Here is a 25,892-nt window from a genome sequence, read left to right as displayed (position 1 = left end):
GACGGTGTTTCTCGGCCTATAACCTGATCGTATGTGTTCACTACCGGAGAAAGTCCCTGAATGTTGACCAAGTTGACTGCAACCGCCGCCCTGCTGCTGGGGTTCTGCACACCCGTTCTTGCCGATTCAGCCAATCCAAAGGATTGGGATGACGTGCTCGAGCAAGCGCGCGGGCAGACAGTCTATTGGAACGCATGGGGCGGTGATCCGCGCACGAATGACTATATTGCATGGGCTGGCGAGCAGGTGCAGGCCAAGTTTGGCGTCACGCTGGAGCATGTAAAGCTGTCGGACACAGCCACAGCCGTCAGCACCGTGATCAGTGAAAAAGCAGCAGGCCAGACCGCTGGCGGGTCGATCGACCTGATCTGGATCAACGGCGCAAATTTCGCGGCGATGAAGGAAAACGATCTGCTGTTCGGTCCCTGGGCCGAGGATCTGCCGAACTGGTCGCTGGTCGATCCCCAAGAGAACCCCGCTTTGGTCGAGGATTTTACCGTTCCTGTGGAAGGGCTGGAAGCCCCGTGGAGCATGGCACGGGTCGTATTCTACTATGACAGCGCCCGCGTATCGGAACCGCCGCGCACGATGCTGGACTTCCTGGACTGGACGCAGGCCAATCCGGGCCGCTTCACCTATCCGCAGCCGCCCGATTTTCTGGGTTCGACTTTTCTGAAGCAGGCCTTGCTTGAATTGGTGACGGATCGCACGGCACTCTACGCGCCGGTTACTGAAGCCAATTATGAAGCCGTGACCACGCCTTTGTGGGAATATATCGAAGCCTTGACGCCAGGCTTGTGGCGTGAAGGCAAGGCCTATCCGCAGAACGGACCGGCGCAGCGCCAGTTGATGGCGGATGGCGAGATCGACATTGCCATTTCATTCAGCCCCGGCGAAGCCTCGGCCGCCATTGCGAATTTCGAACTTCCCGACACCGTGCGCAGCATGGTTCTGGAAGGCGGAACCATCGGCAATGCCAGTTTCCTCGCCATTCCTTTCAACGCCAATGCCAAGGCCGGCGCGATGGTCGTGGCCGACTATCTGATGTCCGTCGAAGCGCAATTGCACAAGCAGGACGCCGCTGTGATGGGCACACCCACGGTCCTGTCGATGGGCAAGCTGACGCCGGAAGATGCTGCACGTTTTGCAGCGCTTGATCTGGGGATTGCCACGCTGTCGCCCGCCGATCTGGGGCCAGCCCTGCCCGAACCGCATCCAAGCTGGATGGAGCGCATCGCCGCGGATTGGGAGGCGCGCTTCGGCGTTGCCCGCTAGGGTTTGCGGGATCCGGCATCGCAAACGGTCATGGGCCGGACAAAGGCGCCGCGCCGCATGCGGTTGTCTTGGCTACCGCTTGCCCCCCTTCTGACCATCACGATCCTGTTGCTTCCGGTCGGCGCAGGGCTTGCTGGGGTTCTTGCCCCCGCATTCGGTTGGTTTCCAGCGCTGGGCGGCACGAGTCTGTCGCTGGCCCCCTGGCGCGCGCTTTTCGCATGGCCAGGCCTGTCGGGTGCAGTCTGGCTAAGCATCGCGACAGGGCTGGGCGCGACACTGGTTTCGCTGGCCATCACAGTAATGATCTGCGCAGCGTGGCAGGGCACGCGGGCCTTTGGCCTGATCGAACGGGCCTTGGCGCCGCTATTGTCTGTGCCCCACGCGGCGGCGGCTTTCGGGCTGGCCTTTCTGATCGCTCCCTCGGGCTGGATATCAAGAGCACTGTCGCCTTGGGCAACGGGTTGGGACCAACCGCCCGATCTGCTGATCACGCAAGACCCGAACGGGCTGGCGCTCATGGCGGGTCTGGTGGTCAAGGAAGTACCGTTTCTGCTGTTGATGACGCTGGCCGCTTTGGGGCAGGTACCGGCGCGGCGGTCAGTGTTGCTGACGCAGACGATGGGCTACGGCCGTATGGCGGGCTGGGTTCTGACCGTTTTTCCACGTCTTTATCCGCAAATCCGCCTGCCGGTTTACGCGGTGCTCGCCTATTCCTGTTCGGTGATTGATGTGGCGCTGATCCTTGGACCCACACGGCCCTCGACCCTTGCGGTGCAGGTGCTTGAATGGCTGTCCGATCCTGATCTCAGCCTACGGTTTCAGGCGGCGGCGGGGGCCTTGCTGCAACTGGCACTGGTGATGGGCTTGCTGCTGCTATGGCGGGCCGGCGAATACGCGGCCGCGCGGCTGGGCTGCACCTGTGTGCAGATGGGGCATCGCATGGCACAGGACAGCATTATGCGGGCCTTTTCGATGGTTCTGGCGCTGGTCGCGGCGCTGGCGGTGGGTTTGGGTATCCTCGGCCTGGCGGTCTGGTCCGTCGCGGGCTTCTGGAGCTTTCCGAACCTGTTGCCAGATCAGTTCACATGGCGCAACTGGGCGCGCCAGTCGGGTGGACTGTCGCGGATCGCGATAGAAACAGCGGTGATCGGCGTCGCATCGGTGCTGATCAGTCTGGCGTTGACCATCGCCTGCCTTGAGGCTGAGTATCGCCACCGCCTGCGCCAGACCAACCGCGTGCTGTGGTTGCTCTATCTGCCGCTGATTGTACCACAGGCCACCTTCCTGATCGGCCTGCAGACCTTGGCAATCGGCTCAGGGCTGACCGGCATGCAAGGCGCGGTGATCGCCGCGCATGTAGTTTTCGTGCTGCCCTATGTCTTTCTGTCGCTCTCCGATCCGTGGCGGGCATGGGATGCGCGACAAGGGCTGGTGGCGGCGAGCCTTGGCGCAGGGCAGGGCCGAATCTTGTGGCAAGTGCGCCTACCCATGCTGCTGCGCCCTGTGCTGGTGGCGGCGGCGGTGGGATTTGCCGTGTCTGTCGGGCAATATCTGCCGACGCTGCTGATCGGGATGGGCCGTGTGACGACGCTGACGACCGAGGCCGTGGCCCTGTCATCAGGCGGCGACAGGCGGCTGATCGGCGTCTATGCGCTATCGCAGACGATGATGCCGCTGGTAGTGTTCGCGCTCGCGCTGGCTTTACCTGCGCTGCTGTTCCGAAACCGGCGCGGCGTTTTGGACAGGGGATGACGGATGGCAAAGGGACTACAACTGGATCACCTGCGGATCACACTTAACGGTCGGTTGCTGGTGAACCTGCACGAGACTGTGGCCCCGGGCGAGGTTCTCAGCGTCATGGGGCCGTCAGGCTCGGGCAAGTCAACCCTGCTGTCGGTCATGATCGGCAAGCCGGATGAAGGGTTTGACGTGAAGGGTCGCGTGACGCTGGACGGGGACGACCTGACAGGATTGGGGCCGCAGGCCCGCCGGATCGGGCTGCTGTTTCAGGACGATTTGCTTTTCCCGCATCTGACGGTTGGCGAGAATCTGGCCTTTGCCCTGCCCGCAGCGGTCAAGGGGCGTGCCGTGCGGCAAGCGCGCATCGATGCGGCGCTGGAGGCGGCAGATCTGGGCGGTTTCGCGGGGCGTGATCCGGCCACCTTGTCGGGCGGTCAACGCGCGCGGGTGGCCTTGATGCGGTGCCTGCTGAGCGCACCGCGCGCCTTGCTGCTGGACGAGCCGTTCTCACGGCTGGACGCGGATTTACGGCGGCAGATGCGGGAATTTGTCTTGGCCCGCGTGCGGGCCGAAGGTATCCCTGCGATTCTAGTGACCCATGATCTGGAGGACGCGCTGGCCGCGGGTGGCATGGTGATCTCGCCGCTGGGCGAGATCAGGCAGACCGAAGGGTCTGCCTGACGCTTGGGATTAGGCGTTCTACGCGCCTGTTAGGTTTGCGCGTTCCACGCGCGGTCGCCCGACGCATCCTTGACGCGGGTGGGCAGGCCGATCTGGTCGAGTAGCGTCAGGAACGGCTTGGGGTCCAGTTCTTCGACGTTCACCATCGTGCCCGTGTCCCATGTGCCATTGGCGATCAACATCGCGGCGGCTACAGGCGGCACGCCTGCGGTGTAGGAAATCCCTTGGCTACCGACCTCGTTATAGGCGTCCTTATGGTCAGCGACGTTGTAGATGAACACCTCGACCTCCTGCCCGTCTTTCGTGCCTTTGACCAGATCGCCGATGCAGGTCTTGCCGACGTAGTCAGGGGCAAGGCTTGACGGGTCGGGCAGAACGGCTTTGACCACTTTCAGAGGGATCACTTCAAGCCCCTCGGCCGTTCTAACCGGCTGTTCCGACAAAAGACCAAGGTTCTTAAGCACGGTAAAGACATTGATGTAGTGATCGCCAAAGCCCATCCAGAAGCGCACATCGGCATCCGGATAATTCGCGGCCAGAGAATGCACCTCGTCATGGCCGGTCATATAGGCTTTCTGCTTGCCGACAACAGGCAAGTCCCATTCCTTGCCCACCTCGAACATGGTGTTGGTCTGCCATGCGCCGTCCTGCCAGCTATAGACCGTGCCGGTGAACTCGCGGAAATTGATCTCGGGATCGAAATTGGTCGAGAACCAGCGGCCATGCGAGCCTGCATTGATATCGACGATGTCGATGGAGGTGACGGTGTCCATGTAATCATCGGCCGCCAAACGCGCATAGGCATTGACCACGCCGGGATCGAACCCGATGCCAAGGATCGCGGTCACGCCCGCTTCCTTGCATGCGTCGCGGCGTTGCCACTCGTAATTGTCGTACCACGGCGGCGTTTCGCAAATCTTGGCGGGGTCTTCGTGAATGGCGGTGTCCATATAGGCCGCACCCGTGTCTATACAGGCTTGCAGCACGGTCATGTTCACGAAAGGCGAACCAACATTGATCACGATCTGGCAGCCTGTATCGCGGATCAGTTGCGCGACAGCAGCGGTGTCCATGGCGTCCAGCGCGTGGGCCTTGAACACGCCCTCGACCTTCATCGCGGATTTTTCCGCGACGCTATCAAGGATCGCCTGACATTTCGTGACTGTCCGGCTGGCGATATGCAGATCGCCCAGCACGTCATTGTTCTGCGCGCATTTATGCGCCACGACCTGAGCCACGCCACCGGCGCCGATGATAAGCACGTTGCGTTTCATGGTGTCACCAGACCTCCTTGAAGTTCTTGTTGCAGGGGGGTGATCACGACAGGGCTGCCGCGAAATCCTCGTATCCGAAATCGCGCACAAGGCGCTCGGTTCCGTCCAGCTCGCGGATGGCGATGGCGGGCATCTTTACCCCGTTGAACCAGTTTTTCTTAACCATCGTATAGCCGGCGGCGTCCTGAATACTGATCCGGTCGCCTGCTTTCAGCGCGGCGGGAAAACGGAACTCGCCGAAGATATCGCCTGCCAGACAGGATTTACCACAGATCATCCATTCTTCAGGCCCCTCGTTCGGGGTCATTTTGGCACTTTCGCGGTAGATGATCAGATCCAACATATGCGCCTCGATCGAACTGTCGACGATCGCGAGGTTCTTGCCGTTATAAAGCGTGTCGAGAACGGTCAGTTCCAGCGTGGTGGAATTGGTGATCGCCGCCTCGCCGGGTTCAAGGTAAACTTGCACCTCGTTCTGCCCCGCAAACCGCTTCAGGCGCTCGGCCAGACGGTCGAGCGGATAGTCCTTGCCGGTGAAATGGATGCCACCGCCGAGGCTGATCCACTCCATCTTGCGGATCAGATGACCGAAACGCTGCTCGATAGAACCCAGCATCGCGTCGAACCGGTCGAAATCGTCATTCTCGCAGTTGTTGTGGAACATGAAGCCACTGATCCGGTCCAGCACGGGTGCGATCACAGCAGGGTCATGTTCACCCAGACGGCTGAACGGGCGCGCGGGGTCGGCTAGATCGAAGGTCGAGGTCGAGACACCGGGATTGACGCGCAGGCCGCGCTTATGGCCGCGGCTGATCTCTTCAAAACGGGTCAACTGTCCTGCGGTGTTGAAGATCACCTTATCGGAGTTTGCTAGAACCTCGGCGATCTCGTGATCCGCCCAAGCCACGGAATAGGCGTGGGTTTCACCCGGGAATTTCTCGCGGCCCAGCTTCACCTCGAACAGCGAGCTTGAAGTCGTGCCGTCCATGTACTCGGACATCAGATCGAAGACCGACCATGTTGCGAAACATTTGAGCGCCAGTAGCGCCTTGGCGCCGGACGCCTCTCGCAGATGGGCAATTTTCTCGAGATTCGGCAGCAGGTGTGCCTTGTCGATCAGGTAGTAAGGCGTGTGCAGCATTCTGCCTTCCCCCGTTGAGCGCCCGTGCATCGCACCGGACAGGTCCAAACCGAAAACGGGTGGATAGGGCCAAATCCTGCATCTATCAAGTAAAAATCTGATGACGATGGCGGTTCGGGAGGGCCATCTCGTGCCGTTGCGGTCACTCCTCGCCCTCGACCTTGCCGCGCATGGCCTTGACCTCGCCCCTTGCTTTCTTGGCTTTGATCCGGCGCTTGACCGAGCCGAACGTCGGCTTCGTCGCAACCCGCCGTTTGGGTGCGGTCAGAGCGGCGCGGATCAGGTCGGCCAGACGGTCGCGCGCGATCTCGCGGTTGCGGACCTGACTGCGAGTTTCATCGACTTGCAGCACGATGGCCCCCTCTTTGGTCCAGCGTCTGCCGGCCAGACGGCGCAGGCGGTTTTTTACAGGCGCGGGCAGGTTGGGCGAGCGTTCCGCCTCGAACCGCAATTCGACCGCAGAGGACACTTTGTTGACATTCTGCCCGCCCGGTCCGCTGGCGCGCATGAACTGCTCGGTCAGTTCCCAATCCTCAATGGCGATGTCATCGTTGATCCGTAGCATGGGCCTGTTCCGGTCGGTCGGTTGCGGGACAGTAGCCCGATCTGGATGGAAACAAAAAGGGTCGCCCGATACAGGCGACCCTCTGAGATTTACGGAGGTGGGGCCGGTTAGGCTCTCACCAATTCGGATGTTGCAAACCCAAGGGCTGCCTCAGGACTGCGCCCCCCGAACTGTTCCGACACCTCTCTCCAATATCCCGTTAGACACTAGAGCACCTCCTTTCAATTGTTTCACCTGAGATCAGGTTGCCACAAAATCAGCAGATGTCAAAAACAAAATCATGTGGTGCGCGGCGTAAGTGCACCCACGATGATGCGGAAGGGCACAAGTGCCACTAAAGCGAGCGAAAGTTTCACCATCCAGTCAGCTACCGCGAGGGACACCCAGAGCGGCGCCATCGGGCCCACGCCCAACAGCGGCAGGATTTCACCCGCCCATGACACGTCACTTGCTGGTTCGATGAAGGAAAGGCTGGCAGAAAAGGCGATGGTGAAGAACAGCGCTGTATCGACCGACGACCCTACCAGCGTGGATGCCAGCGGCGCGCGCCACCAACGACCCGCACGCAGGCGATCGAAAATCGCAACGTCCAGCAGTTGTGCGGTCAGAAAGGCCAGACCCGAGCCGATGGCGATGCGGATTGTGACCAGCGGGCCGAATTCGCCCATGATCTGCGTACCGATCAGCGAGCAGATGACACCGACGACAAAGCCCGTAAAGACCACGCGGCGCGCAGGCCCTGCGCCATAGACACGGTTCATCACATCGGTGACCAAAAAGGCTAGCGGATAGGTAAATGCCCCCCAAGTTAGCCATTGGCCGAAGAGGAACTGGACAAGGATATTCGAGGCCACAACGATGGCGGCCATGGCAAGAATGCCGGGAAGATGAGTTCGGTTCATGTTTGTGCCCGTTTTGACAAGGTTGCGGCGACTTGGCCCCGATCGGGGCAATACGATTTAAGGCTGCCGTTTACGCCTAGTCAGACGCGCTGGCAAGGGGCGGTTTCACCATATATTCCACGATTTCGGTCCGCTGAAAGAACTTGAAATTGTCATCCGCGACCATGGTGATCCGTGTCTGGCCCTGACCGTCCTGCCAAACCGAAATGCCCTCCAGATTGTCATGCTGACGTGTCCGCGTCTGGATCAGCAACTCCTCGGCGTTCACGGTATCGCCCGTCACATCGAAGCGCCGCACCCTTGTGCGGAACCCCGGACCGGTCAAAGCCCGCTCCAACAGGTAAAACCATCCGTCAGGGCCGAAATCCGCTCCGACGGGCAAAAACGCCTCACTTCGGGGGATTGCGAAGGGAATATCCCAGCTTTGGCCGTCAAAGCGATAGACTGGAAAGGGACGGTCCAGCGCCCCCGAACGTTCGGGCATAGTGAACAAATGCCCGCGCTCGTCTATGGCCAGCGCCTCAAGTGATGAATTCAACTGCATCCCTCCAAAATCAGGATGACCTGTGATCCTTTCTGCGGGACTGAATGCAGTCGGAAAGAAGCGCACACGATGGTTCCCCTCGAAGGACACGTAAAATCCACCGTCCGGCGCCAAGGCAAGCCCTTCGGAATCCGAAGCGCGACCTTCCAGCGGCACACCGACAATGGCACGCAATCGCACCAGATCGACAGTTCCGATACCGGTGATACGCCCCGCATCATTGCGGATCATCCGCCCCTCAGTAACATGGCCCTTGTCGGTCAGCGCCACGAAAGACTCGCCACCGTCTTTCATCTCGATCGCGGAAAAGCCCCCGAAAGTGGGGTCGTCCTGCACCCAGAGATAACTGTCCAGATAGGTCGCCAAACCGGGCTGGCCTGCATTGCCTGCAAAACCGAAGCCAAATCCAAGTGTAGAGACCGCGCCTAGCGCGAGCGCAAGACGGCGGCGCATTGGTCTGGCAAATCGGCAAGGGTCAGTTCACGGCGCGGCTGCGGCTTTGGCGCATTGGGGTCACGCGGTGCAGGGGGCGGCGGGTTCAGAATATTGTTCACCCATCCCTGCGCCTCGTCACAGCCGTCACCGGCGGGCGGCGCATCCTGATCCAGACAGCCGCGCGCCCCGCGGGGACAGTTCAGACGCACATGGAAATGGTAATGATGCCCGTACCACGGGCGGATCTTGCGCAGATAGGCGCGATTGCCGGCCTCGTCCTTGCACATTTGCACCTTGGCACCCGGAAAAACGAAAATCCGCGCCACACGCGAGTCAGAGGCCGCAGCCTTGATCACCTCGTGATGCTGGCGGGTCCAGCTTGAATTGACATAGGCCCCTTCGGCGCGGCGCAGCGAGATGGACGAGATATTCTCGCGCTCGTTCCGGCTGAGGTTCAACCGGTTGGGCGGCAACATCCAGATATCGGCATCCAGCCCGATCTGATGGCTGGCATGGCCTGTCAGCATCGGACCGCCGCGCGGCTGGCTGATATCCCCGATGTAAAGGCCCTGCCATCCGGGCAAGCGCGCCGCAAAGCCGGACAGGTCTTGCAGGAAAGCGATGGTATCAGGATGGCCCCAGTTCCGGTTGCGCGACAGGCGCATTGCCTGCCATGTCGGACCGGTTTCGGGCAGTTGCACGGCACCCGCGACGCATCCCTTGGCATAGCTGCCGAATGGTGCGGGCTGCGCTGCGGCAGGGCCCTTTTGCGCGCCGAACAATTGCTTGGCGGCCTGCGCCTGCACCTCACCCGACAGCGTGACGCCCAGCAGTATGGCAAGGCTCAGGACTAGGCGGCGCGCTCGGACCATAGTTCGGCATCTCCTTCGGGTTTCACCCAGCCTAGCAAAAACAGGCCCAGAAGGAAAAGTACGATCAGCGGCGTCACTCCAAGTTGTTGGCTTTGCGTCACGGCTGTCATCACCCCGATCGAGAGGGGTGCGATAAAGGACGTCGCCTTGCCCGCGAGCGCATAGAGGCCGAATGCCTCGGTCATGCGGGCAGGGTTGGCCTGGCGCACCATCATCGTGCGACTGGCCGCCTGAATGACACCGCCCGCCGCACCGATCAGCGCGCCCATAATGTAAAAGGTGATATCGGGCAGGCTTGATGTCGGCTCGACCGGAATGCCATAGACGCTGTCACGCGAGACAAAGACGATCGAGATGGCCACGAAGGTCAGCACCAGAATGCAGACTCGGATCACCTTTTTGGGGCCAAAGCGGTCGTCGGCCATGCCACCGATCCATGCAAAGATGGTGCCCGCGATGATCGCGACGATCCCGAACACGCCGGTATCCACCACCGACCATTCCAGAACACCCGCCGCATAGATTCCGCCAAAGACATACATCCCGTTCAGCGCGTCGCGGTAGAACATCGACGAGGCAAGATAGGCAAAAAGCGATGGTGTTCGCGGCAAGGCTCGCACCGTTCCAACAACCGCGCGCAGGGCGCCGCCTACGGCGCCCTTAACGGCACGGGCTGGCTTGGGGTCGCGCACCCACAAAAAGAACGGGATCATGAAGACCGCGTACCAGATCGCCGTCAGCGGCCCGACAGACCGCGTGCCTTCGCGCTGTTCCGGATCAAGCCCGAGGATCGGATCAATCCCGATGAATGTTTTTCCCGTGGTTGCATTTTCTGCCAGTAGCAGCAGCATAATGATCAGAGTGACCATCCCTCCCAGATAGCCAAAGGCCCATCCATTGCCCGAAATACGCCCAATCTGCTCCTTGGTGCCAAGGTCGGGCAGCATCGAGTTGGTGAAGATGGTTGCAAACTCCATCCCGATCATGCCGATGGCGAAAAACACCAGCGTTAGCACCAGATTGAAGTTGTCGGGCGCAGCCCACCATAGCCCGAAAGACCCGATCACATACATGACCGAAAACAACCAGATCCAACGTAGGCGGTTGCCGGATGTATCGGCCATCGCCCCCAGAATGGGCGCAAAAATAGCGATAATGAAGCCCGCGGCCCCGATCCCGAAACCCCATGCTGATTGTGCCGCAGTCCCGTCCTGCATCAGTTCCGAGACGTATGGTGCAAAAATGAAGGTAATCAGCAAGGTATTATAGGGCTGACTGGCCCAGTCGAAAAAGAACCAGCCCCAGATGCGCCGACGCATGGAAATTACTGTCATTCCGTCCCCCTGGATCAGCCCTTGCAACGGCCTTTTGCCGGATAAGACAGCCAAATCATGACATGAGCAAGTCAATCCTGACGCCGCGCGGCATCCAGGCTCAGGCAGGCAACGACTCCTGCATCGGGGGCCATGGGCGCAGATCCTCGGCCTTGACCCATGCTGCCATCCAGTCGGGCATCGCGGGCGAGGGTGCATCACCCGCGATGACCCGCGCCAACTTTGACGGGGCGACAATGCCGCCTGCATCGGTCAGCGCGGCGCGGTAGACGATATGGTTGGCACAGTCGCCGTTCTTCTTCCACATGGATTGCTCAAGATAGATGAACCTTGCATCCCAGCACAGCGCGCGGGATCGCATCTCGATGACCTCGAACATGCGGACGCGACGGCGATAGCGCACACAGGCCCCTGCCATCGTCAGCCCCCACCCATTCGCTTTCATCGCCCCAAGCAGACCCGCCCGTTTGGCCAGTGGCAGGCGGCCGAGATCATACAGCGTCAGGGTTCGGCCATTGTTCAATTCCATCCACAGGTCGATATCCCACGGCAGGCACATGTGGCGCGACACATGCGTTCCTGTCAGCGGCAAAGCTGGCGCGTTGCGAAAGCGGATGAATTCCTGGGCAAGTCGAAAGACGGGATACACGGGGGTTACTCCTGTTATCTGCCGCTTTTGTCCGGTTGCAGCACGGCAGCGTCAACCCCGACGTTGGGGCAGACCTTGCCAGCGACGCACGACACCCTTACTTGTGTGCAGGCAAACTGGAGGATCGACACGGATGATAGCGCTTTACCAGACCCTTGCTCTGATACTGGACGTGGTGTTTTTCATCATGCTGGCCCATATCATCATGAGCTGGCTGATCAATTTTCAGGTGCTGAACCTGAACCAGCAGTTCGTCAGCCAGATCTGGACGGGCCTGAATCGCCTGCTCGAGCCGGTCTATACCCCGATCCGCCGCATCCTTCCCGATACCCGTCCCTTGGATCTGGCGCCTCTGGTGGCCTTTATCGCCGTGATCGCGCTGCGCGACTTTATCCTGCCCGCGATCCTGTTGGGGTAATGTGAAACTCTTTCTGTCAAACATCGGGTTATAGACCTCTTGCCCAACAACCCATGGTATGGGATTACTCAAGCAAGAGCAGATATAGACAGATCGACAGGGGTTCACATGCAAGGTGCCATCCCGCTTTTGCGCGATGTATTCGGATTCGACGCTTTTCGCCCCGGTCAGGCAGAAATCGTTGATGCCGTAGCCGAAGGGCGCAACGTGCTGGCCATCATGCCCACAGGTGGCGGGAAATCCCTTTGCTTCCAACTACCCGCCTTGATGCGCGAGGGGGTCACTGTCGTGATCTCGCCGCTGATCGCCCTGATGCGCGATCAGGTGCGTGCCTTGCGCGAAGCCGGGGTCGAGGCGGGAGCACTGACCTCGGGCAATACACCCGAGGAAACGGATGCCGTTTGGCTTGCGCTGGAGGAAAAGCGCCTCAAGCTGCTGTATATCGCGCCGGAACGTCTGGCCTCACATTCCGCTTACGGAATGCTCAAACGTGCGGGCGTCAGCCTGATCGCTGTGGACGAGGCGCATTGCGTCAGCCAATGGGGCCATGATTTCCGCCCCGACTATCTGCGGATCGGTGAATTGCGCCGCGCATTGGATGTTCCGCTGGCAGCCTTTACCGCCACGGCTGACGCCGAAACGCAGGACGAGATTGTTGCGCGACTGTTTGACGGGCAGGCCCCGCTCAAGTTTCTACGCGGGTTCGACCGCCCGAATATCCACCTTGCTTTTGCTGCCAAAGACAACCCACGCCGCCAGGTCCTGTCTTTTGCTGCAGCCCGCAAGGGGCAGTCAGGGATCGTCTATTGCGGCACCCGCGCCAAGACCGAAACGCTGGCGCAAGCCCTGCGCGAGGCGGGTCATGTCGCCTGTCACTATCACGGCGGCATGGAAGCCGAGGCGCGGCGCGACACCGAAACCCGTTTTCAGCAGGAGGACGGGTTGATCGTCGTGGCGACGGTCGCCTTTGGCATGGGGATCGACAAGCCGGATATCCGATGGGTCGTCCACGCCGATTTGCCCAAGTCGATCGAGGCCTATTATCAGGAAATCGGCCGCGCCGGGCGCGATGGTGCGCCTGCCGAAACTCTGACTCTTTTCGGACCCGACGATATCCGTCTGCGCCGCTCCCAGATTGACGAGGGGATGGCCCCCGCTGATCGCCGCATGGCGGATCATGCGCGACTGAATGCCCTGCTCGGTCTGGCCGAGGCGCTGCAATGCAGGCGGCAAAGCTTGCTGCGGTATTTCGGCGAAGCACCGGAGCCTTGTGGCAATTGCGATCTTTGCGACTCGCCTGCCAAAGTGTTTGACGGCACTTTGGCCGTCCGGAAGGCGCTGTCGGCGATCCTGCGGACCGAGGAATGGTTCGGCGCAGGCCATCTGATCGACATTCTGACAGGCCATACCACAGACAAAGTGCGCGAGCGCGGGCATGACGCCTTGCCAACATTCGGCGTGGGGCGTGATTACAACCGACCGCAATGGCAGGCGATTTTCCGGCAGATGATGGGGCATGACCTGATCCGCCCCGATCCCGAACGCCATGGCGCGCTGAGGATGACCGACAGCGCCCGTCCGATCCTGCGCGACGAGGCGACGATTACGCTGCGGGCGGATTCCATCGCCAAGCCCGATCGCCGTCCGGCTGTCAAAACGCTGGTCTCGGACGAAGATGCACCGTTACTATCTGCCCTGAAGGCCAAGCGACGCGCACTAGCCGAGGCGGCGCGCGTGCCTGCTTATGTGATCTTCACCGACAAGACTCTGATCGAGATGGCCGAAACCCGCCCTGCCACACTGGATGCGATGGCGCGGGTCGGCGGCGTGGGTGCCAAGAAGCTGGAAAGCTATAGCCGCACATTTCTGGAGGTGATCACCGGCGCTGTCGAACAGATGCACCCGACGCGCCGCAAGATGGCAGGTCAGACAGCAGGCACGGTGTACGACCGTCTGCTGGCGGCACAGGCCGATCTTGCGCGGGGTGCCGACGGCGTGGACAAGCCGCTGAGTTGCTCTGCTGCTTTGCTTGCCAAGGTCGCACAACTGCGCCCGCGCAATGATGCCGAGATGGAACGCTTGCTAGGCGACAAACGCGCCGAGCGTTTTGGCTCCACTTTTCTGGACGTCCTGCGTGATGCGGGCTAGATCATCAGCAAAATTGGACTTGAGGGGAATGAAATGCTGATCACCGTGTCACCGGCCAAGAAACTGGATATGTCCGCCGTTGCCGATGTAACGCCCACACGTCCGGATTTCACGCGGGACGCCGAAGTTCTGGCCGAAACCGCCCGTGACCTGACTGTGAAAGACCTGCAAAAGCTGATGGGGATCAGCGAGTCTTTGGCACGGCTGAATGCCGACCGTTTCCGTGACTTCGGCACGATGGCCGAAAAGCCTGCGGCATTGGCTTTTGCAGGCGATACCTATCAAGGGCTTGAGGCAGGATCGCTGGATGTTGATGAAATGACATTCGCGCAGGATCACTTGCGGATCTTGTCGGGGCTTTACGGTGTTCTGCGCCCGCTTGATGCGATCCAGCCCTACCGTCTGGAAATGGGCAGCCGGTTGAAAACGGCGCGGGGTAAATCGCTATATGACTATTGGGGCGACCGGATCGCGCAGGCGCTGAACACGCAGGCCAAGGCGCTAGGTACGGATGTTCTGGTCAATTGTGCCAGTCAGGAATATTTCGGTGCGGTTGACCTGAACAGTTTGAAGCCGCGCGTGATCACGCCCGTTTTTCTAGAAGAAAAGAACGGCGAGGCCAAGATCGTCAGCTTCTATGCCAAGAAAGCGCGCGGCGCGATGGCGCGCTTCATCATCCAGCACCGCCTGACCAGCCCAGAAGGGCTTCACGATTTCGACAGCGGCGGCTATGCCTACCGCCCTGACCTGAGCGAAGGCGACCGTCCGGTTTTCCTGCGCCAGGCGGTAGCGGCAGACAAGGCCGCCTGAGATCGGCAATCAGGCCGAAACCTCACGTGCCTGATCGGGCATTCCCGTCGGTGCCAGCGCATCTGCCGGACAATAGGTCAGTATCCTCTTAACAAGTTCCGCCTTTCGCAGCGGTTTCGAGAGGTAATCGTCCAACCCTGCCGAAAGGATCTCCTCACGGTCGCCGTCCATTGCATGGGCAGTCATGGCGACAACCGGCAGGCGCGTCTTGCCTTGCTCCACCTCCAAGGCCCGCAACTGGCGTGTCGTTTCCTTGCCGTCCATGCGAGGCATGGAGATGTCCATAAACACCAGATCGGGCGCGAAATCCTCATACAGGCGCAGCGCTTCAACGCCGTCGGCGGCAAAGCGCAGATCAATCCGCAGATGCTGCACCATCCGCGAGAAAACCAGTTGATTGGTGCGGTTATCCTCGGCCGCGAGGACGCGCATCAGACGTGCGTCATGCGAAGCAGCGGGCGGAGGGTCGGGGATACCGGGCAGCATGTCCAGCGCGGCTGTAGGCGCAGGCTCTTCCAACCCGCCCAATGCGGCAAACAGAAGCCGCCGTGGCGTGGGTTTTTGCAGGATCGCATGCAGATAGACATGGGCAGGGTCCTGTTCTGCAAAGGCCGGATTGGCAGTGAACAGCAGGATCGGCACCGAATACCCCCGCGCACGCAGGACATCGGCCAGTTCAAGGCCGTCCATATCGGGCATCGCATGTTCTGTCAGGATCAGATCATGCCGCAAGGTCAACCGCTCCAGCGCGTCGGCCCCTGTAGCGCAGGCATCCACCATGATACCCAAGGCCTGCATCTGCCGCGTCAGAATGCGGCGGTTCACTTCGGACGGATCGACAACAAGTGCCCTTCGCAAACCTTTCTCTGGCTTGGCAAAACGCAGATATGCGGGATCGCCTTTTTCCGTATCCACCACAGGCAGCATCAGTTGGAAGCCAAAAGCACTGCCGCGCCCCTCCTCTGAATCGACCCAGATTTGCCCGCCCATCAAGGCAATCAGGCGCTGCGTGATGGCAAGCCCAAGCCCTGTACCCTCGAACCGGCGGTTCTGCTCGTCTTCCACCTGATTGAACTCGCCGAAGACATGCTGGATCTTGTCGGCGGGAATACCGATACCCGTATCCTCGACGGTCACATGGACCTGTCCCTGCGTGCTGCCTTCGGCTTGCATGCCGACAACGCGGATCAGGACATGACCGGATTGGGTGAACTTGACCGCATTGCCGATCAGGTTGGTCAGAACTTGCCGGATACGTCCAGGATCGCCCATGAAAAGCGTGGGCAGGAACAGATCGTAATCCACCACCAGATCCAGTCCCTTTTGTCGCGCACTGGGTTGCAGCAGCAAGATCACCTCATGAATCGCGCGTTCCAGATCGAAAGGTTCGGGATGCAGCGTCAGACGCTCTGCCTCGATCTTGGAATAGTCGAGCACGTCATTGATGATCACCAGCAGCGCCTCGCCAGATGATTTGATCGTGTTCACATAAAGCCGCTGCTCCTCGTTCAGCGCGGTGTCGCCCAACAACTCGGCCATGCCGACAACACCGTTCATGGGGGTGCGGATTTCATGACTCATATTCGCCAGAAAGGCGGATTTGGCCCTGTTCGCCGCCTCGGCGCGGACACGGGCGGTTTTCAACACCTTCTGGTAGCGGACAGTTTCGGTGATGTTCAGCGCAAGACTGACAACATCGCCACCCTTGCCGCGCTGGTCGATAAGTTTGATATATTGCTTATTCCAAAGCTGGATGACCGTGGGTTCGGGATCGGGCTTTTCCCAGCGGTTCTGCATCATGGCGCGCCAGTCGGCAGGGCTTTGCGCGCCGATATTCACGATGCCTTCTTCGGTTAGAAGTTGCAGGATGCGCGAATAGCTTGCGCCCGGCCCCACTTCTTCCAGACCGTCGAACACCGACAGATAGGCATGATTGGCAGCGATCATCTGGTCATCAAGGTCGAAGAAGGCAAATCCGTCCTGAATTGTCTCGATGGAATGCCACAGACGCCGCTCTGCAATCTCGATCTTCTGATGCGCCATGCTGAGGTCGGATTTGACGCGCCTGTTCTCATCCTCGATCGTCTGGACCTGCGCGCGTGTCTCGTGGATTTCTTCGGAAAGGGCTTTGGCATGCCGCCCCAGTTTACGATTGGCAGCGAACAGTTCGGCCTGTTTCAATTCAAGCATACGTTCCGCAGCCAGCCTTGCGCGGCGTTCTTCGGCAAGTTTGTTGGCAAGGCTCATGCCTGTCCTTTCGGGGTCACGGGCGCATCAAGGCAAAGGTTTCGCGCCAGCATCGGATGACGAGGTGAATTCGCGGTAAACAAAACCACCCGTTGCACAGGAATCCTTGCGTGACAAAGCGGCACCATGGCAGCATGGACCATTGACAAAAAGGAGGCCCCGATGCGCCGTTTTTCAAACATGACCATCGCAGCACTTGTCGTCGGACTGGTCGGTCATGGCAGCCTTTTCAGCCAACCTGCGAAAGCGCAGGATCTTGTTCCCGAACGCAGGCTTGTCGTCACGCAGGACACAGATTTTCCGGGTAGCGATCTGCAACCGCTGTTCGACACGACGTTCGAAGCCTGCCAGACGACATGTCTGGCGAATGACAGTTGCCAAGCCTTCACCTTCAACACCCGCTCGCGCGCCTGTTTTCCGAAATCCGCAGTGCAGGACCGTATCCCCTTTGCGGGTGCCACATCCGCCGAGGTGGTCAAGACTGATCCGAGCTTGCGCCAGACCGCAACCGACAGGGCAGGCGATCTTGGCTGGCTGGGGACACAAACACTAAGCAAGGCACGCGATCTAGCGCTAGAGATCGGCGTGCTGCATCCGGCGGGCGGCTTCGATCTGGACCAGATCCTGCAAGCGGCATTGGACCGTTCGAATGCGGGCGACGATGCCAATGCCGCCTATTGGATCGGCGCAGCGGTCTCAGTGGTGGATCGCAGCGATCTCTGGGTGGAATATGCCAGATTGACAGCGCGACTGACCGCGCAACGCTATGACCAGCAGATGCGCTTGCGCGAGCGCGCCGTCGGGGCCGCTATCAACGGGTATCTGCGGGCGACCTCAACCGCGCAGCAAGTCAGCGCGCTGGAGGTCATGGCCCAGCAGCTTGAGGCCGCCGAGCGTGGCCGCGACATGATCCCCGCCCTGCGGCTGGCCCAAAGCATCGCACCGCGTGCTGATCTGGATGCGCTGCTGGAAGAGGCTACTGGAAAATACGGCTTCCGCATTGTCGGCAACAGCACCGAGAGCGACAGCGCCACACCGCGTATCTGCGCGCAATTCTCAGAATCGTTGATCAAGGCGGGGCAGGATTACACCCCGTTTGTCGGTTTGCCCGATGCAACCCTGTCGGTATCGGCGGCAGATAATCAGCTTTGCATCGACGGCGTGCGCCACGGTGAGCGCTACAGGGTCGTGCTGCGCGCAGGCCTGCCTGCCGCCAGCGGCGAGGCGCTTTTGCGCGATGTCGAACTGGTGCTTTATGTGCGTGACAGATCACCGGGCATCGTCTTTCCCGGCCGGGCTTATGTTCTGCCGCGCAGCGCTGATGCGGCCTTGCCGGTGCAAACCGTCAATCTGGACAAGATCGACCTGACTTTGTACCGGATCAGCGACCGCAACCTGTTGCGCGCCATGCAGGACAATTTTTTTGGCACGACACTGCCGGAATGGCAGTCCCGCAACTTTGCCGGCGATATCGCCGAAAAGGTCTGGACCGGACAGGGCGAGACCGGAAACACCCTTAACCGCGACATGATTACCCGCCTGCCGTTGGGCGAGGTGCTGTCGGATGTTTCTGCAGGCATCTATGCCTTGACCGCCAAGGTGCCGGGGGCCGATCCCTATGACGATCCCGGAGCCACGCAATGGTTCGTGCTATCCGATCTGGGCCTGTCGACAATGTCGGGCACAGATGGCCTGCACGTCATGGTGCGACAGCTTTCAAACGCCACGGCCTTGGACGGCGCGCAGGTGACACTGTTGAGCCGTGCCAATGCCGTGATTGCCGAGGGCGTGACCGATGATCAGGGATATCTTCGCTTTGATGCGGGACTGACGCGGGGCAATGGCGCGGCAGCCCCTGCCCTGATTGTTGTGAAACATGATGCGGATAACAACGCGGCGCAGGATATCGCTTTTCTGTCGCTGACCGATCCGTCCTTTGATCTGTCCGATCGCGGCGTCGAAGGGCGCACGCCTGCACCACCGATCGACGTATTTCTGGCAACGGATCGTGGCGCCTACCGCGTTGGCGAAACGATCCACGCAACCGCGCTGACCCGCGACGACAAGGCTGGCGCGATTTCGGGCCTGCCCGTCACAGCTATTCTGACGCGTCCTGACGGGGTCGAGTATTCCCGCGCGCTCTCCACCGAAGAGCTTGCTGGTGGGCATATATTCGCCCTTCCCCTTGGCAATTCGGTCCCGCGCGGGGCATGGCGACTGGACATCAAGGCTGATGTGGATGCCGCCCCCCTTGCCAGCCGCACAGTTCTGGTCGAAGATTTTCTGCCCGAACGCATCGACTTCGAGGCAAGGCTGCCGGATGGAGCCTTGCGGACTGACGACATCCCGCCCCTCTCCGTCACAGCCCGATACCTTTTCGGGGCACCGGCAGCGGATCTCGCCATCGAGGGCGAGGTTCAACTGCGCGGCACCGACCGGATCGACACCTTCCCCATGTACCGCTTTGGCCGCCATGATGAGCCGGTCAGCCCGCGCAGTCGCGCGCTAGAGCCTGCCCGCACCGATGCGGACGGAAGCGCAACCCTGCCGCTGATACTGCCACAGACACAATCTGCAGGCAGCCCGCTTGAAGCACGCGTCACTCTACGCGTCAGCGAAGCCTCGAACCGTCCGGTCGAGCGTGAACTGACCCGCGCATTGGCACCCGACACGCCGATGATCGGCATCCGCCCGCTGTTCGACGATATCTTGCCCGAAGGCAGCCAAGCGAGATTCCGTGTGATCGGCCTTGCACCCGATCTGGCCCCTGCCCCGCTGCGGGTCCGCTGGACCGTGAACAGGATCGAAACGCGCTATCAATGGTATCAGCAAGACGGCAGCTGGCAGTGGGAGCCGGTCACGAACCGCACCCGTATTGCAACCGATGCGGCCACTCTGGGAACCGAGCCGCTTGAGATCGCGACCGCCGTGGATTGGGGCCGCTTCGAGTTGATCGTCGAGACTCTGGATAGTGCCTATGCAGCCTCTTCCATCGGTTTCGATGCGGGCTGGTATGCCCCCGCCGACACCGCGACAACACCGGATATGCTGGAACTGTCTCTGGACAAGGCAAACTATCGCAGCGGCGAAACGGCAATGCTGCGTATAGTGCCACGCCATGCAGGGATCGCCAGTATCGCTGTGATGGCAAACCGCCTGATCGACATGCAGACCGTGACAGTGACCGAGGGCGAGAACCTGATCCCCCTGACCGTCACCGATGAATGGGGCGTGGGAGCCTATGTAACAGCGACCGTGATCCGCCCGATGGATGTGGCTGCAGGCCAGATGCCTGCCCGCGCGCTCGGACTGGCGCATGCTGCCATTGGCCCTGCGGACAAACAGTTGCAGGTTAGTATTGCAGCCCCCGAAGCCGCCGATCCACGCGGGCCGCTGGACTTGTCGGTACAGGTCGACGGTATCGCGGAAGGCGAGACAGCCCATATCACTTTGGCGGCTGTCGATCTGGGTATCCTCAACCTGACCGGCTTTCAAAGTCCTGACCCTTCCGCCCATTATTTCGGGCAGCGTCGTCTGGGAATGGAATTGCGCGACGTCTATGGCCGTCTGATCGACGGCATGGACGGCGCGATGGGGCAGGTCCGTTCGGGTGGCGATGCAGGCAGCCAGATGCGCCTGCAATCGCCCCCGCCAACCGAGGAACTGCTGGCCTTTTTCAGTGGCCCCATCACTGTTGGGGCTGATGGTCTGGCGCAGATCGGCTTTGATCTGCCAAGCTTCAATGGAACAGTCCGGCTGATGGCCATGGCTTGGTCCCCGCATGCGGTCGGTCAGGCTGAGGCCGATGTGCTTGTGCGCGATCCGGTGGTTGTGGCCGCCAGCCTGCCGCGCTTTCTGGCCCCCGGTGACAGCAGCCGGCTGTTGCTGGAATTGACCCATGCCGAAGGCCCTGTTGGCCGGATGGGTCTGGATATCACCGCCGACGGCATCATGTTGGAAGGCACTGTGCCATCCGGCGTGACGCTTGCACAGGGTGAGCAGCAGTCGCTTATGGTTCCAATTCACGCGGATGAACCCGGCGATCACAGTATCCGCGTGGCCCTGACCACAGCGGACGGGCGGCAATTGGTTAAAACGCTCGTTCTGCCGGTACGGGCCAATGATCCTGAAACCTCGGTCACGTCACGTCTGACCCTCGCGCCAAGTGAAAGTCTTGATTTGTCGTCTGCCAGCTTTGCGGGATTTCAAAGCGGAACCGGCTCGGTCACCCTAGGCGCCGGACCGCTGTCACGGCTGAACGCGCCCGCATTGCTGGCGATGCTGGACCGTTACCCCTATGGCTGCACGGAACAGCTTGCCAGCCAGACGATGCCTTTGCTGTCGATGCAAGACATGGTCGAACGTCTGGGTCTGGGCGACCGTGACCGCATCAATGACCGCATCGCCAGCAGCATCGACCGTATCCTGACACGGCAATCCGGCAATGGCGGCTTTGGTCTGTGGCAGGCAGGCAGCGGTGATTTCTGGCTCGACGCCTATGTGACCGACCTTCTGTCCCGCGCCCGCGCAGGTGGTCATACCGTGCCCGATACTGCGTTCCGGCTGGCCATCGACAATCTGCGTAACCGTATCAACTATGCACCTGATTTCGACAGCGGCGGCGAGGATCTGGCCTATGCCCTGATGGTGCTGGCCCGCGAAGGTGCTGCGAATATGGGCGATTTGCGCTACTATGCCGATCAGAAAGCCGACGCGCTGGCGACACCGCTTGCCGCAGCACAACTTGGCGCGGCCCTTGCGCTATATGGCGACCAGACGCGTGCAGACCGTCTGTTTGTCCGCGCCGCTGGCATGATCGAGGCGCAAAGCGGCGTGGAAACACCTGTCTGGCGCGCCGATTTCGGCACCAGCCTGCGCGATACAGCCGGTGTTCTGGCGCTAGCAGCAGAGGCCGGCAGCAACGCTGTCGATATGTCCATCCTTGCGCAGCAGATCGCTGCAGCAAACAGGCCTTTCTCGCCACAGGAAGCATCATGGTCCCTGCTGGCCGCCCATGCCTTGGTGCGTGACGGAAACCTGACCGGCCTCGAGGTGAACGGCCTCCCTCTTGACGGGCCGGTTCTGCGCAGCACCGATACTGCATTGGCATTGGCACCCGTGAACCTGCGCAACGTTTCTGATGCACCGGTCGACGTGACCTTGACCACTTACGGGGCGCCGGAAGGGGCGACAACGGCCAGCGGCTATGGCTACCAGATCGCGCGCAGCTATTACACGCTGGACGGTGCGCCTGTGGCTGCGGATCAGGTGACCGTCGGCTCCCGTATGGTTGTAGTGCTTACGGTTTCCCCGTCCGACAGGAGCGGCGCGCGGTTGATGGTCAACGATCCCCTGCCTTCCGGATTCGAGATCGACAACCCCAACCTGCTGAACGCGGGCGATATCGCAGCCCTTGAATGGTTGAACCCTGCCTATGCGGAACACGCGGAATTTCGCAGCGACCGCTTTCTTGCCGCTGTGGACTGGCAATCGGATCAACCCTTCACACTGGCCTATATCGTGCGCGCGATTTCACCGGGTGAGTTCCATCACCCGGCCGCACTGGTCGAGGATATGTACCGCCCCGAATATCGGGCCAACACCGCTTCGGGTCGGGTCGTGGTCACGGATTGACAGGATGAAGCGCCTCTGGCCCTTTGCTCTTGCGGCTGCCCTGTTTGTTGCAGCCATCGCGCGCGATGCGACAGATCGCTGGATCGAGGGAACGCAACTGCCCTCTGTCCTGCCCGCCACCTCGGTCGAGATGCGCGACAGGCATGGCGATCTATTGCGTGCCTATACCGTTGCGGACGGGCGCTGGCGCTTGGCGCTGCATCCCGATCAGGTTGATAAGCGATTCATCGACATGCTGCTGGCCTATGAGGACAAGCGCTTTCTGCGCCATTCCGGCGTTGACCCGCTGGCCTTGACCCGCGCCACGCTTCAAGCAGTCAAAACAGGGCAGATCGTGTCAGGCGGATCGACCCTGACAATGCAGGTTGCCCGCCTTCTGGAAGAGTCGGGCACCGGCCAATGGGCGGGGAAACTGCGCCAGATCAGGGTAGCGCTGGCCCTGGAGCGGCGACTCACCAAAGAACAGATCCTTGACCTTTATCTGATCCTGGCACCTTACGGTGGCAATATCGAAGGACTGCGTGCCGCCAGTCTGATGTGGTTCGGCAAGGAGCCCATCCGTCTGACACCCGCGCAAGCCGCCTTGCTGGTGGCGTTGCCGCAATCGCCTGAGGCGCGCAGACCAGATCGTGCGCAGGATGCTGCGCGCATTGCCCGCGACCGCGTGCTTGCCCGGGTGGCGCGACATGGCGTGATCAGCGACGAGGCCGCGCAAGCGGCGACAAGCGAACCCGTCCCACACCGGCGCATCGCTTTTCCGGCCCTTGCGCCACACCTGGCAGATCGCGCGCGCAACAGCTTTCCTGACAAGCTGCGCCACGATCTAACGCTGGATGCGACCCTCCAGCGCAAGCTGGAATCCCTTGCCACAGATGCCCTACGCGGCATGGGCGAGCGTCTGTCCATCGCAATCCTTGTCGCGGATCATCGCACGGGCGAGGTTCTCACCTCGGTCGGATCGGCGGGGCTGGCCGAGGATGCACGACAGGGCCATGTCGACATGACCACCGCCATGCGCTCTCCGGGATCGACGCTGAAACCCTTGGTCTATGCACTGGCCTTTGACCGTGGACTGGCCCATCCCGAAACGGTGATTGAAGACAGGCCCGTCGCCTTTGACAGCTACGCACCGCAGAATTTCGACGGCCAGTTCAGGGGTGATATCCGCGTGTCAGAGGCGTTGCGACTCTCGCTGAACATCCCTGTCATCCGCCTGACCGAAATGCTTGGCCCCGCCAATCTGATGGCCGGATTGTCCCGCGCCGGTGTCACGACCGCACTAACCGGTGGCCAGCCGGGACTAGCGGTCGCCTTGGGTGGTGTGGGTGTCAGTCTTGAGGGGCTGGTGCAGCTCTATGCAGGGCTGGCGAATGGCGGCCAAGCAGTGCCGTTGCACTGGAGCACGCCCGATAATGACGCAAAGCAACCCCGCATTACCAGCCGTGCTGCCGCATGGCAGGTCGCGCATATCCTGACAGGTATCGCGCCACCGGCAGGTGCCACGCGGATGCGGCTGGCCTACAAGACCGGCACCTCCTACGGGCACCGCGATACGTGGGCCTTGGGCTTTGACGGGGCGCATGTCATCGGTGTGTGGATCGGTCGTCCTGACGGCACGCCGGTACCCGGCGCCTTCGGCGGCGATCTGGCAGCGCCCGTCTTGTTCCAAGCCTTCCAGCGGCTGAAAGCGCGCGCCACGCCCCTGCCACCGCCGCCACCTGAAACACTGATCCTGCCCAATGCGAGCCTGCCGTTGCCACTGCAAAGATTCGGTGCACGCAGCGCGGCGCAAGCCGATGCCCCGAAACTGGCTTTTCCGCCGGACGGGGCCACATTGCCGCTGCATGGTCAGGCGTTGACGGTGAAGCTGCGGGACGGGGTAGCCCCCTTCACATGGCTGGCAGATGGCGCGCCGCTGGTCGTTGGAACACATCGTCGCGAAGTCGCGCTGACCGGTTTGGGCACGGGACATGTGACCCTCTCGGTGATCGACGCGGCTGGCCGCGCCGATCGTGTGCGTATTGTGCTGGAGTGATCAGATACGTTCGATCGCCAGCGCGATACCCTGCCCGCCACCGATGCACATGGTGATCAACGCGCGCTTTCCACCGATCCGTTCCAACTCGGCCAGCGCCTTGATCACCAGAATAGCCCCTGTTGCGCCAACCGGATGGCCCAGCGCGATCGCGCCACCGTTCGGGTTCACAATCGCAGGGTCCAGACCCAGACCACGGTTCACAGCGACAGCCTGCGCCGCAAAAGCCTCGTTGCTTTCGACAACATCGAAATCACCGGCCTTCAGGCCAGTCCGAGCCAACAAAGACTCGACCGCAGGCACAGGGCCGATGCCCATCACTTCAGGGCGGACACCGGCATGGGCATAGCCCAGCACACGGGCACGGGGTTTAAGCCCCGCTTTCTCCGCAGCCTCGGCCCGCGCCAGAACCATCGCAGCGGCTCCGTCATTGATGCCCGACGCGTTACCAGCCGTGACCGAGCCGTCTTTCTTGAACACAGGTTTCAAGCCTGCCAGCGCCTCGAGGCTTGTCGTCTTGGGATGTTCGTCCGTGTCAAAAGCCACAGCCTGCCGCTTGACCGTCACCTCGACAGGCACGATCTGATCCTTGAAACGCCCCTCGGCAATCGCCCGCGCTGCGCGGATCTGGCTTTCCATCGCAAAACCGTCCTGATCGGCACGTGTGATGTCATGCTCGCCAGCAACATTTTCCGCCGTGACACCCATATGACCCGATCCGAAGGGACAGTTCAGCGTGCCAAGCAGCATGTCCAGCGTGCGGATATCACCCATTTTCGCGCCCCAGCGCTGATCCGGCACGAGATAGGGTGCACGGCTCATGCTTTCGGCACCACCTGCCAGACCGAACTGTGCATCCCCCAGCATCAGCGACTGGATCACCGACACAACCGCCTGCGCGCCGGACCCGCAAAGCCGGTTCACATTCATGGCGGGGACGGTCTCGGGAATACCGGCCTGCATGGCAGCCACTCGGGACAGGTACATGTCCTTGGGTTCTGTGTTGATAACGTTGCCAAAGACAACATGCCCAATCTGACCGCCCTCGACGCCGGAACGGGCCAAGGCTTCGCGCGCGACAACCGCGCCCAGTTGTGTAGGGGGAATGCCCGCAAGCGCACCGCCGAAGGTGCCTATTGCCGTGCGTGCGCCGTCCAGAATAACGATATCGGTCATATGTGTCCTCGT

18 protein-coding genes are annotated in these 25,892 nt (G+C 61.1%); 8 read left to right on the top strand and 10 right to left on the bottom strand.

The genetic code is table 11. The features are described 5' to 3' along the window. The first annotated feature begins 60 nt into the window (after positions 1-60). The 3 genes from K7H22_RS12225 to K7H22_RS12215 are packed head-to-tail and all read left to right on the top strand — an operon-like array spanning position 61 to position 3,696. Positions 61-1,275, top strand: a complete 1,215-nt coding sequence (locus tag K7H22_RS12225) for an ABC transporter substrate-binding protein (RefSeq protein WP_230801127.1) — start codon at positions 61-63, stop codon at positions 1,273-1,275. 57 nt (positions 1,276-1,332) lie between these two features. Then, positions 1,333-3,027: an ABC transporter permease gene (locus K7H22_RS12220; protein WP_230801126.1), complete on the top strand. Its 1,695-nt coding sequence runs from the start codon at positions 1,333-1,335 to the stop codon at positions 3,025-3,027. Positions 3,028-3,030: 3 nt separating this feature from the next. Continuing rightward, complete coding sequence (locus K7H22_RS12215) at positions 3,031-3,696, top strand: ATP-binding cassette domain-containing protein (protein WP_230801125.1); 666 nt, start codon at positions 3,031-3,033, stop codon at positions 3,694-3,696. Between the two features lie 29 nt (positions 3,697-3,725). Here K7H22_RS12215 and K7H22_RS12210 read toward each other — a convergent pair whose 3' ends face one another. From K7H22_RS12210 to K7H22_RS12175, 8 genes are all read right to left on the bottom strand, one after another. Further along, positions 3,726-4,970 carry a saccharopine dehydrogenase family protein gene (locus K7H22_RS12210; protein ID WP_230801124.1) on the bottom strand — a complete coding sequence of 415 codons (1,245 nt, stop codon included), beginning with the start codon at positions 4,968-4,970 and terminating at the stop codon, positions 3,726-3,728. 43 nt (positions 4,971-5,013) lie between these two features. Further along, positions 5,014-6,108, bottom strand: a complete 1,095-nt coding sequence (locus K7H22_RS12205; protein ID WP_230801184.1) for a carboxynorspermidine decarboxylase — start codon at positions 6,106-6,108, stop codon at positions 5,014-5,016. Between the two features lie 145 nt (positions 6,109-6,253). Continuing rightward, positions 6,254-6,676 (bottom strand): alternative ribosome rescue aminoacyl-tRNA hydrolase ArfB, encoded by a 423-nt coding sequence (gene arfB, locus K7H22_RS12200; protein ID WP_230801123.1) that lies wholly within the window; start codon positions 6,674-6,676, stop codon positions 6,254-6,256. Between the two features lie 278 nt (positions 6,677-6,954). Then, entirely contained in the window at positions 6,955-7,578 is a 624-nt protein-coding gene (locus K7H22_RS12195; protein WP_230801122.1) for a queuosine precursor transporter, read from the bottom strand. A gap of 76 nt (positions 7,579-7,654) precedes the next feature. Next, entirely contained in the window at positions 7,655-8,575 is a 921-nt protein-coding gene (locus K7H22_RS12190) for an esterase-like activity of phytase family protein (protein ID WP_230801121.1), read from the bottom strand. After that, a complete protein-coding gene (gene mepA, locus K7H22_RS12185) occupies positions 8,548-9,429 on the bottom strand; it encodes a penicillin-insensitive murein endopeptidase (protein ID WP_230801120.1) in 882 nt (293 codons plus the stop codon). Before mepA ends, K7H22_RS12190 begins: the two co-directional genes overlap by 28 nt. Next, positions 9,408-10,763 (bottom strand): MFS transporter, encoded by a 1,356-nt coding sequence (locus K7H22_RS12180; RefSeq protein WP_230801119.1) that lies wholly within the window; start codon positions 10,761-10,763, stop codon positions 9,408-9,410. Before K7H22_RS12180 ends, mepA begins: the two co-directional genes overlap by 22 nt. 100 nt (positions 10,764-10,863) lie before the next feature. After that, positions 10,864-11,412 carry an acyl-CoA thioesterase gene (locus K7H22_RS12175; protein ID WP_230801118.1) on the bottom strand — a complete coding sequence of 183 codons (549 nt, stop codon included), beginning with the start codon at positions 11,410-11,412 and terminating at the stop codon, positions 10,864-10,866. 133 nt (positions 11,413-11,545) lie between these two features. Here K7H22_RS12175 and K7H22_RS12170 point away from each other — a divergent pair, with 133 nt between their 5' ends. From K7H22_RS12170 to yaaA, 3 genes are all read left to right on the top strand, one after another. Next, on the top strand, positions 11,546-11,830 hold the full coding sequence (locus tag K7H22_RS12170; protein ID WP_230801117.1) for a YggT family protein: 285 nt from the start codon (positions 11,546-11,548) through the stop codon (positions 11,828-11,830). A gap of 108 nt (positions 11,831-11,938) precedes the next feature. Then, the gene (gene recQ / locus K7H22_RS12165) at positions 11,939-13,978 is read left to right on the top strand and encodes a DNA helicase RecQ (protein ID WP_230801116.1); all 2,040 of its coding nucleotides are present in this window, start codon (positions 11,939-11,941) and stop codon (positions 13,976-13,978) included. Positions 13,979-14,011: 33 nt separating this feature from the next. Further along, a complete protein-coding gene (gene yaaA, locus K7H22_RS12160; protein WP_230801115.1) occupies positions 14,012-14,788 on the top strand; it encodes a peroxide stress protein YaaA in 777 nt (258 codons plus the stop codon). A 9-nt stretch (positions 14,789-14,797) separates the two neighbouring features. On the opposite strand, the gene K7H22_RS12155 is transcribed toward yaaA, so the two are convergent. Further along, positions 14,798-17,035 carry a response regulator gene (locus tag K7H22_RS12155; protein ID WP_230801114.1) on the bottom strand — a complete coding sequence of 746 codons (2,238 nt, stop codon included), beginning with the start codon at positions 17,033-17,035 and terminating at the stop codon, positions 14,798-14,800. A gap of 162 nt (positions 17,036-17,197) precedes the next feature. On the opposite strand from K7H22_RS12155, the gene K7H22_RS12150 reads away from it, so the two are divergent. Both K7H22_RS12150 and pbpC read left to right on the top strand, forming a co-directional pair. Then, positions 17,198-22,669, top strand: a complete 5,472-nt coding sequence (locus K7H22_RS12150; protein ID WP_230801113.1) for an alpha-2-macroglobulin family protein — start codon at positions 17,198-17,200, stop codon at positions 22,667-22,669. Between the two features lie 4 nt (positions 22,670-22,673). Continuing rightward, complete coding sequence (pbpC, locus tag K7H22_RS12145; protein WP_230801112.1) at positions 22,674-24,704, top strand: penicillin-binding protein 1C; 2,031 nt, start codon at positions 22,674-22,676, stop codon at positions 24,702-24,704. Here the strand turns inward: pbpC and K7H22_RS12140 are convergent, their stop codons facing one another. Then, entirely contained in the window at positions 24,705-25,880 is a 1,176-nt protein-coding gene (locus tag K7H22_RS12140) for an acetyl-CoA C-acyltransferase family protein (RefSeq protein ID WP_230801111.1), read from the bottom strand. Positions 25,881-25,892: the final 12 nt, after the last annotated feature.

This window comes from Seohaeicola saemankumensis (assembly GCF_021021435.1).
Taxonomy (GTDB): domain Bacteria; phylum Pseudomonadota; class Alphaproteobacteria; order Rhodobacterales; family Rhodobacteraceae; genus Seohaeicola.
Note: the sequence above shows the minus strand (reverse complement) of the source record. Positions and strands in the feature narration are given on the sequence as shown.

Coding starts and splice junctions, on each gene's coding strand:
- K7H22_RS12225 (WP_230801127.1), top strand. CDS start 61: ATGTTGACCAAGTTGACTGCAACCGCCGCCCTGCTGCTGGGGTTCTGC.
- K7H22_RS12220 (WP_230801126.1), top strand. CDS start 1,333: ATGCGGTTGTCTTGGCTACCGCTTGCCCCCCTTCTGACCATCACGATC.
- K7H22_RS12215 (WP_230801125.1), top strand. CDS start 3,031: ATGGCAAAGGGACTACAACTGGATCACCTGCGGATCACACTTAACGGT.
- K7H22_RS12210 (WP_230801124.1), bottom strand. CDS start 4,970: ATGAAACGCAACGTGCTTATCATCGGCGCCGGTGGCGTGGCTCAGGTC.
- arfB (WP_230801123.1), bottom strand. CDS start 6,676: ATGCTACGGATCAACGATGACATCGCCATTGAGGATTGGGAACTGACC.
- K7H22_RS12195 (WP_230801122.1), bottom strand. CDS start 7,578: ATGAACCGAACTCATCTTCCCGGCATTCTTGCCATGGCCGCCATCGTT.
- K7H22_RS12190 (WP_230801121.1), bottom strand. CDS start 8,575: ATGCGCCGCCGTCTTGCGCTCGCGCTAGGCGCGGTCTCTACACTTGGA.
- mepA (WP_230801120.1), bottom strand. CDS start 9,429: ATGGTCCGAGCGCGCCGCCTAGTCCTGAGCCTTGCCATACTGCTGGGC.
- K7H22_RS12180 (WP_230801119.1), bottom strand. CDS start 10,763: ATGACAGTAATTTCCATGCGTCGGCGCATCTGGGGCTGGTTCTTTTTC.
- K7H22_RS12170 (WP_230801117.1), top strand. CDS start 11,546: ATGATAGCGCTTTACCAGACCCTTGCTCTGATACTGGACGTGGTGTTT.
- recQ (WP_230801116.1), top strand. CDS start 11,939: ATGCAAGGTGCCATCCCGCTTTTGCGCGATGTATTCGGATTCGACGCT.
- yaaA (WP_230801115.1), top strand. CDS start 14,012: ATGCTGATCACCGTGTCACCGGCCAAGAAACTGGATATGTCCGCCGTT.
- K7H22_RS12155 (WP_230801114.1), bottom strand. CDS start 17,035: ATGAGCCTTGCCAACAAACTTGCCGAAGAACGCCGCGCAAGGCTGGCT.
- K7H22_RS12150 (WP_230801113.1), top strand. CDS start 17,198: ATGCGCCGTTTTTCAAACATGACCATCGCAGCACTTGTCGTCGGACTG.
- pbpC (WP_230801112.1), top strand. CDS start 22,674: ATGAAGCGCCTCTGGCCCTTTGCTCTTGCGGCTGCCCTGTTTGTTGCA.
- K7H22_RS12140 (WP_230801111.1), bottom strand. CDS start 25,880: ATGACCGATATCGTTATTCTGGACGGCGCACGCACGGCAATAGGCACC.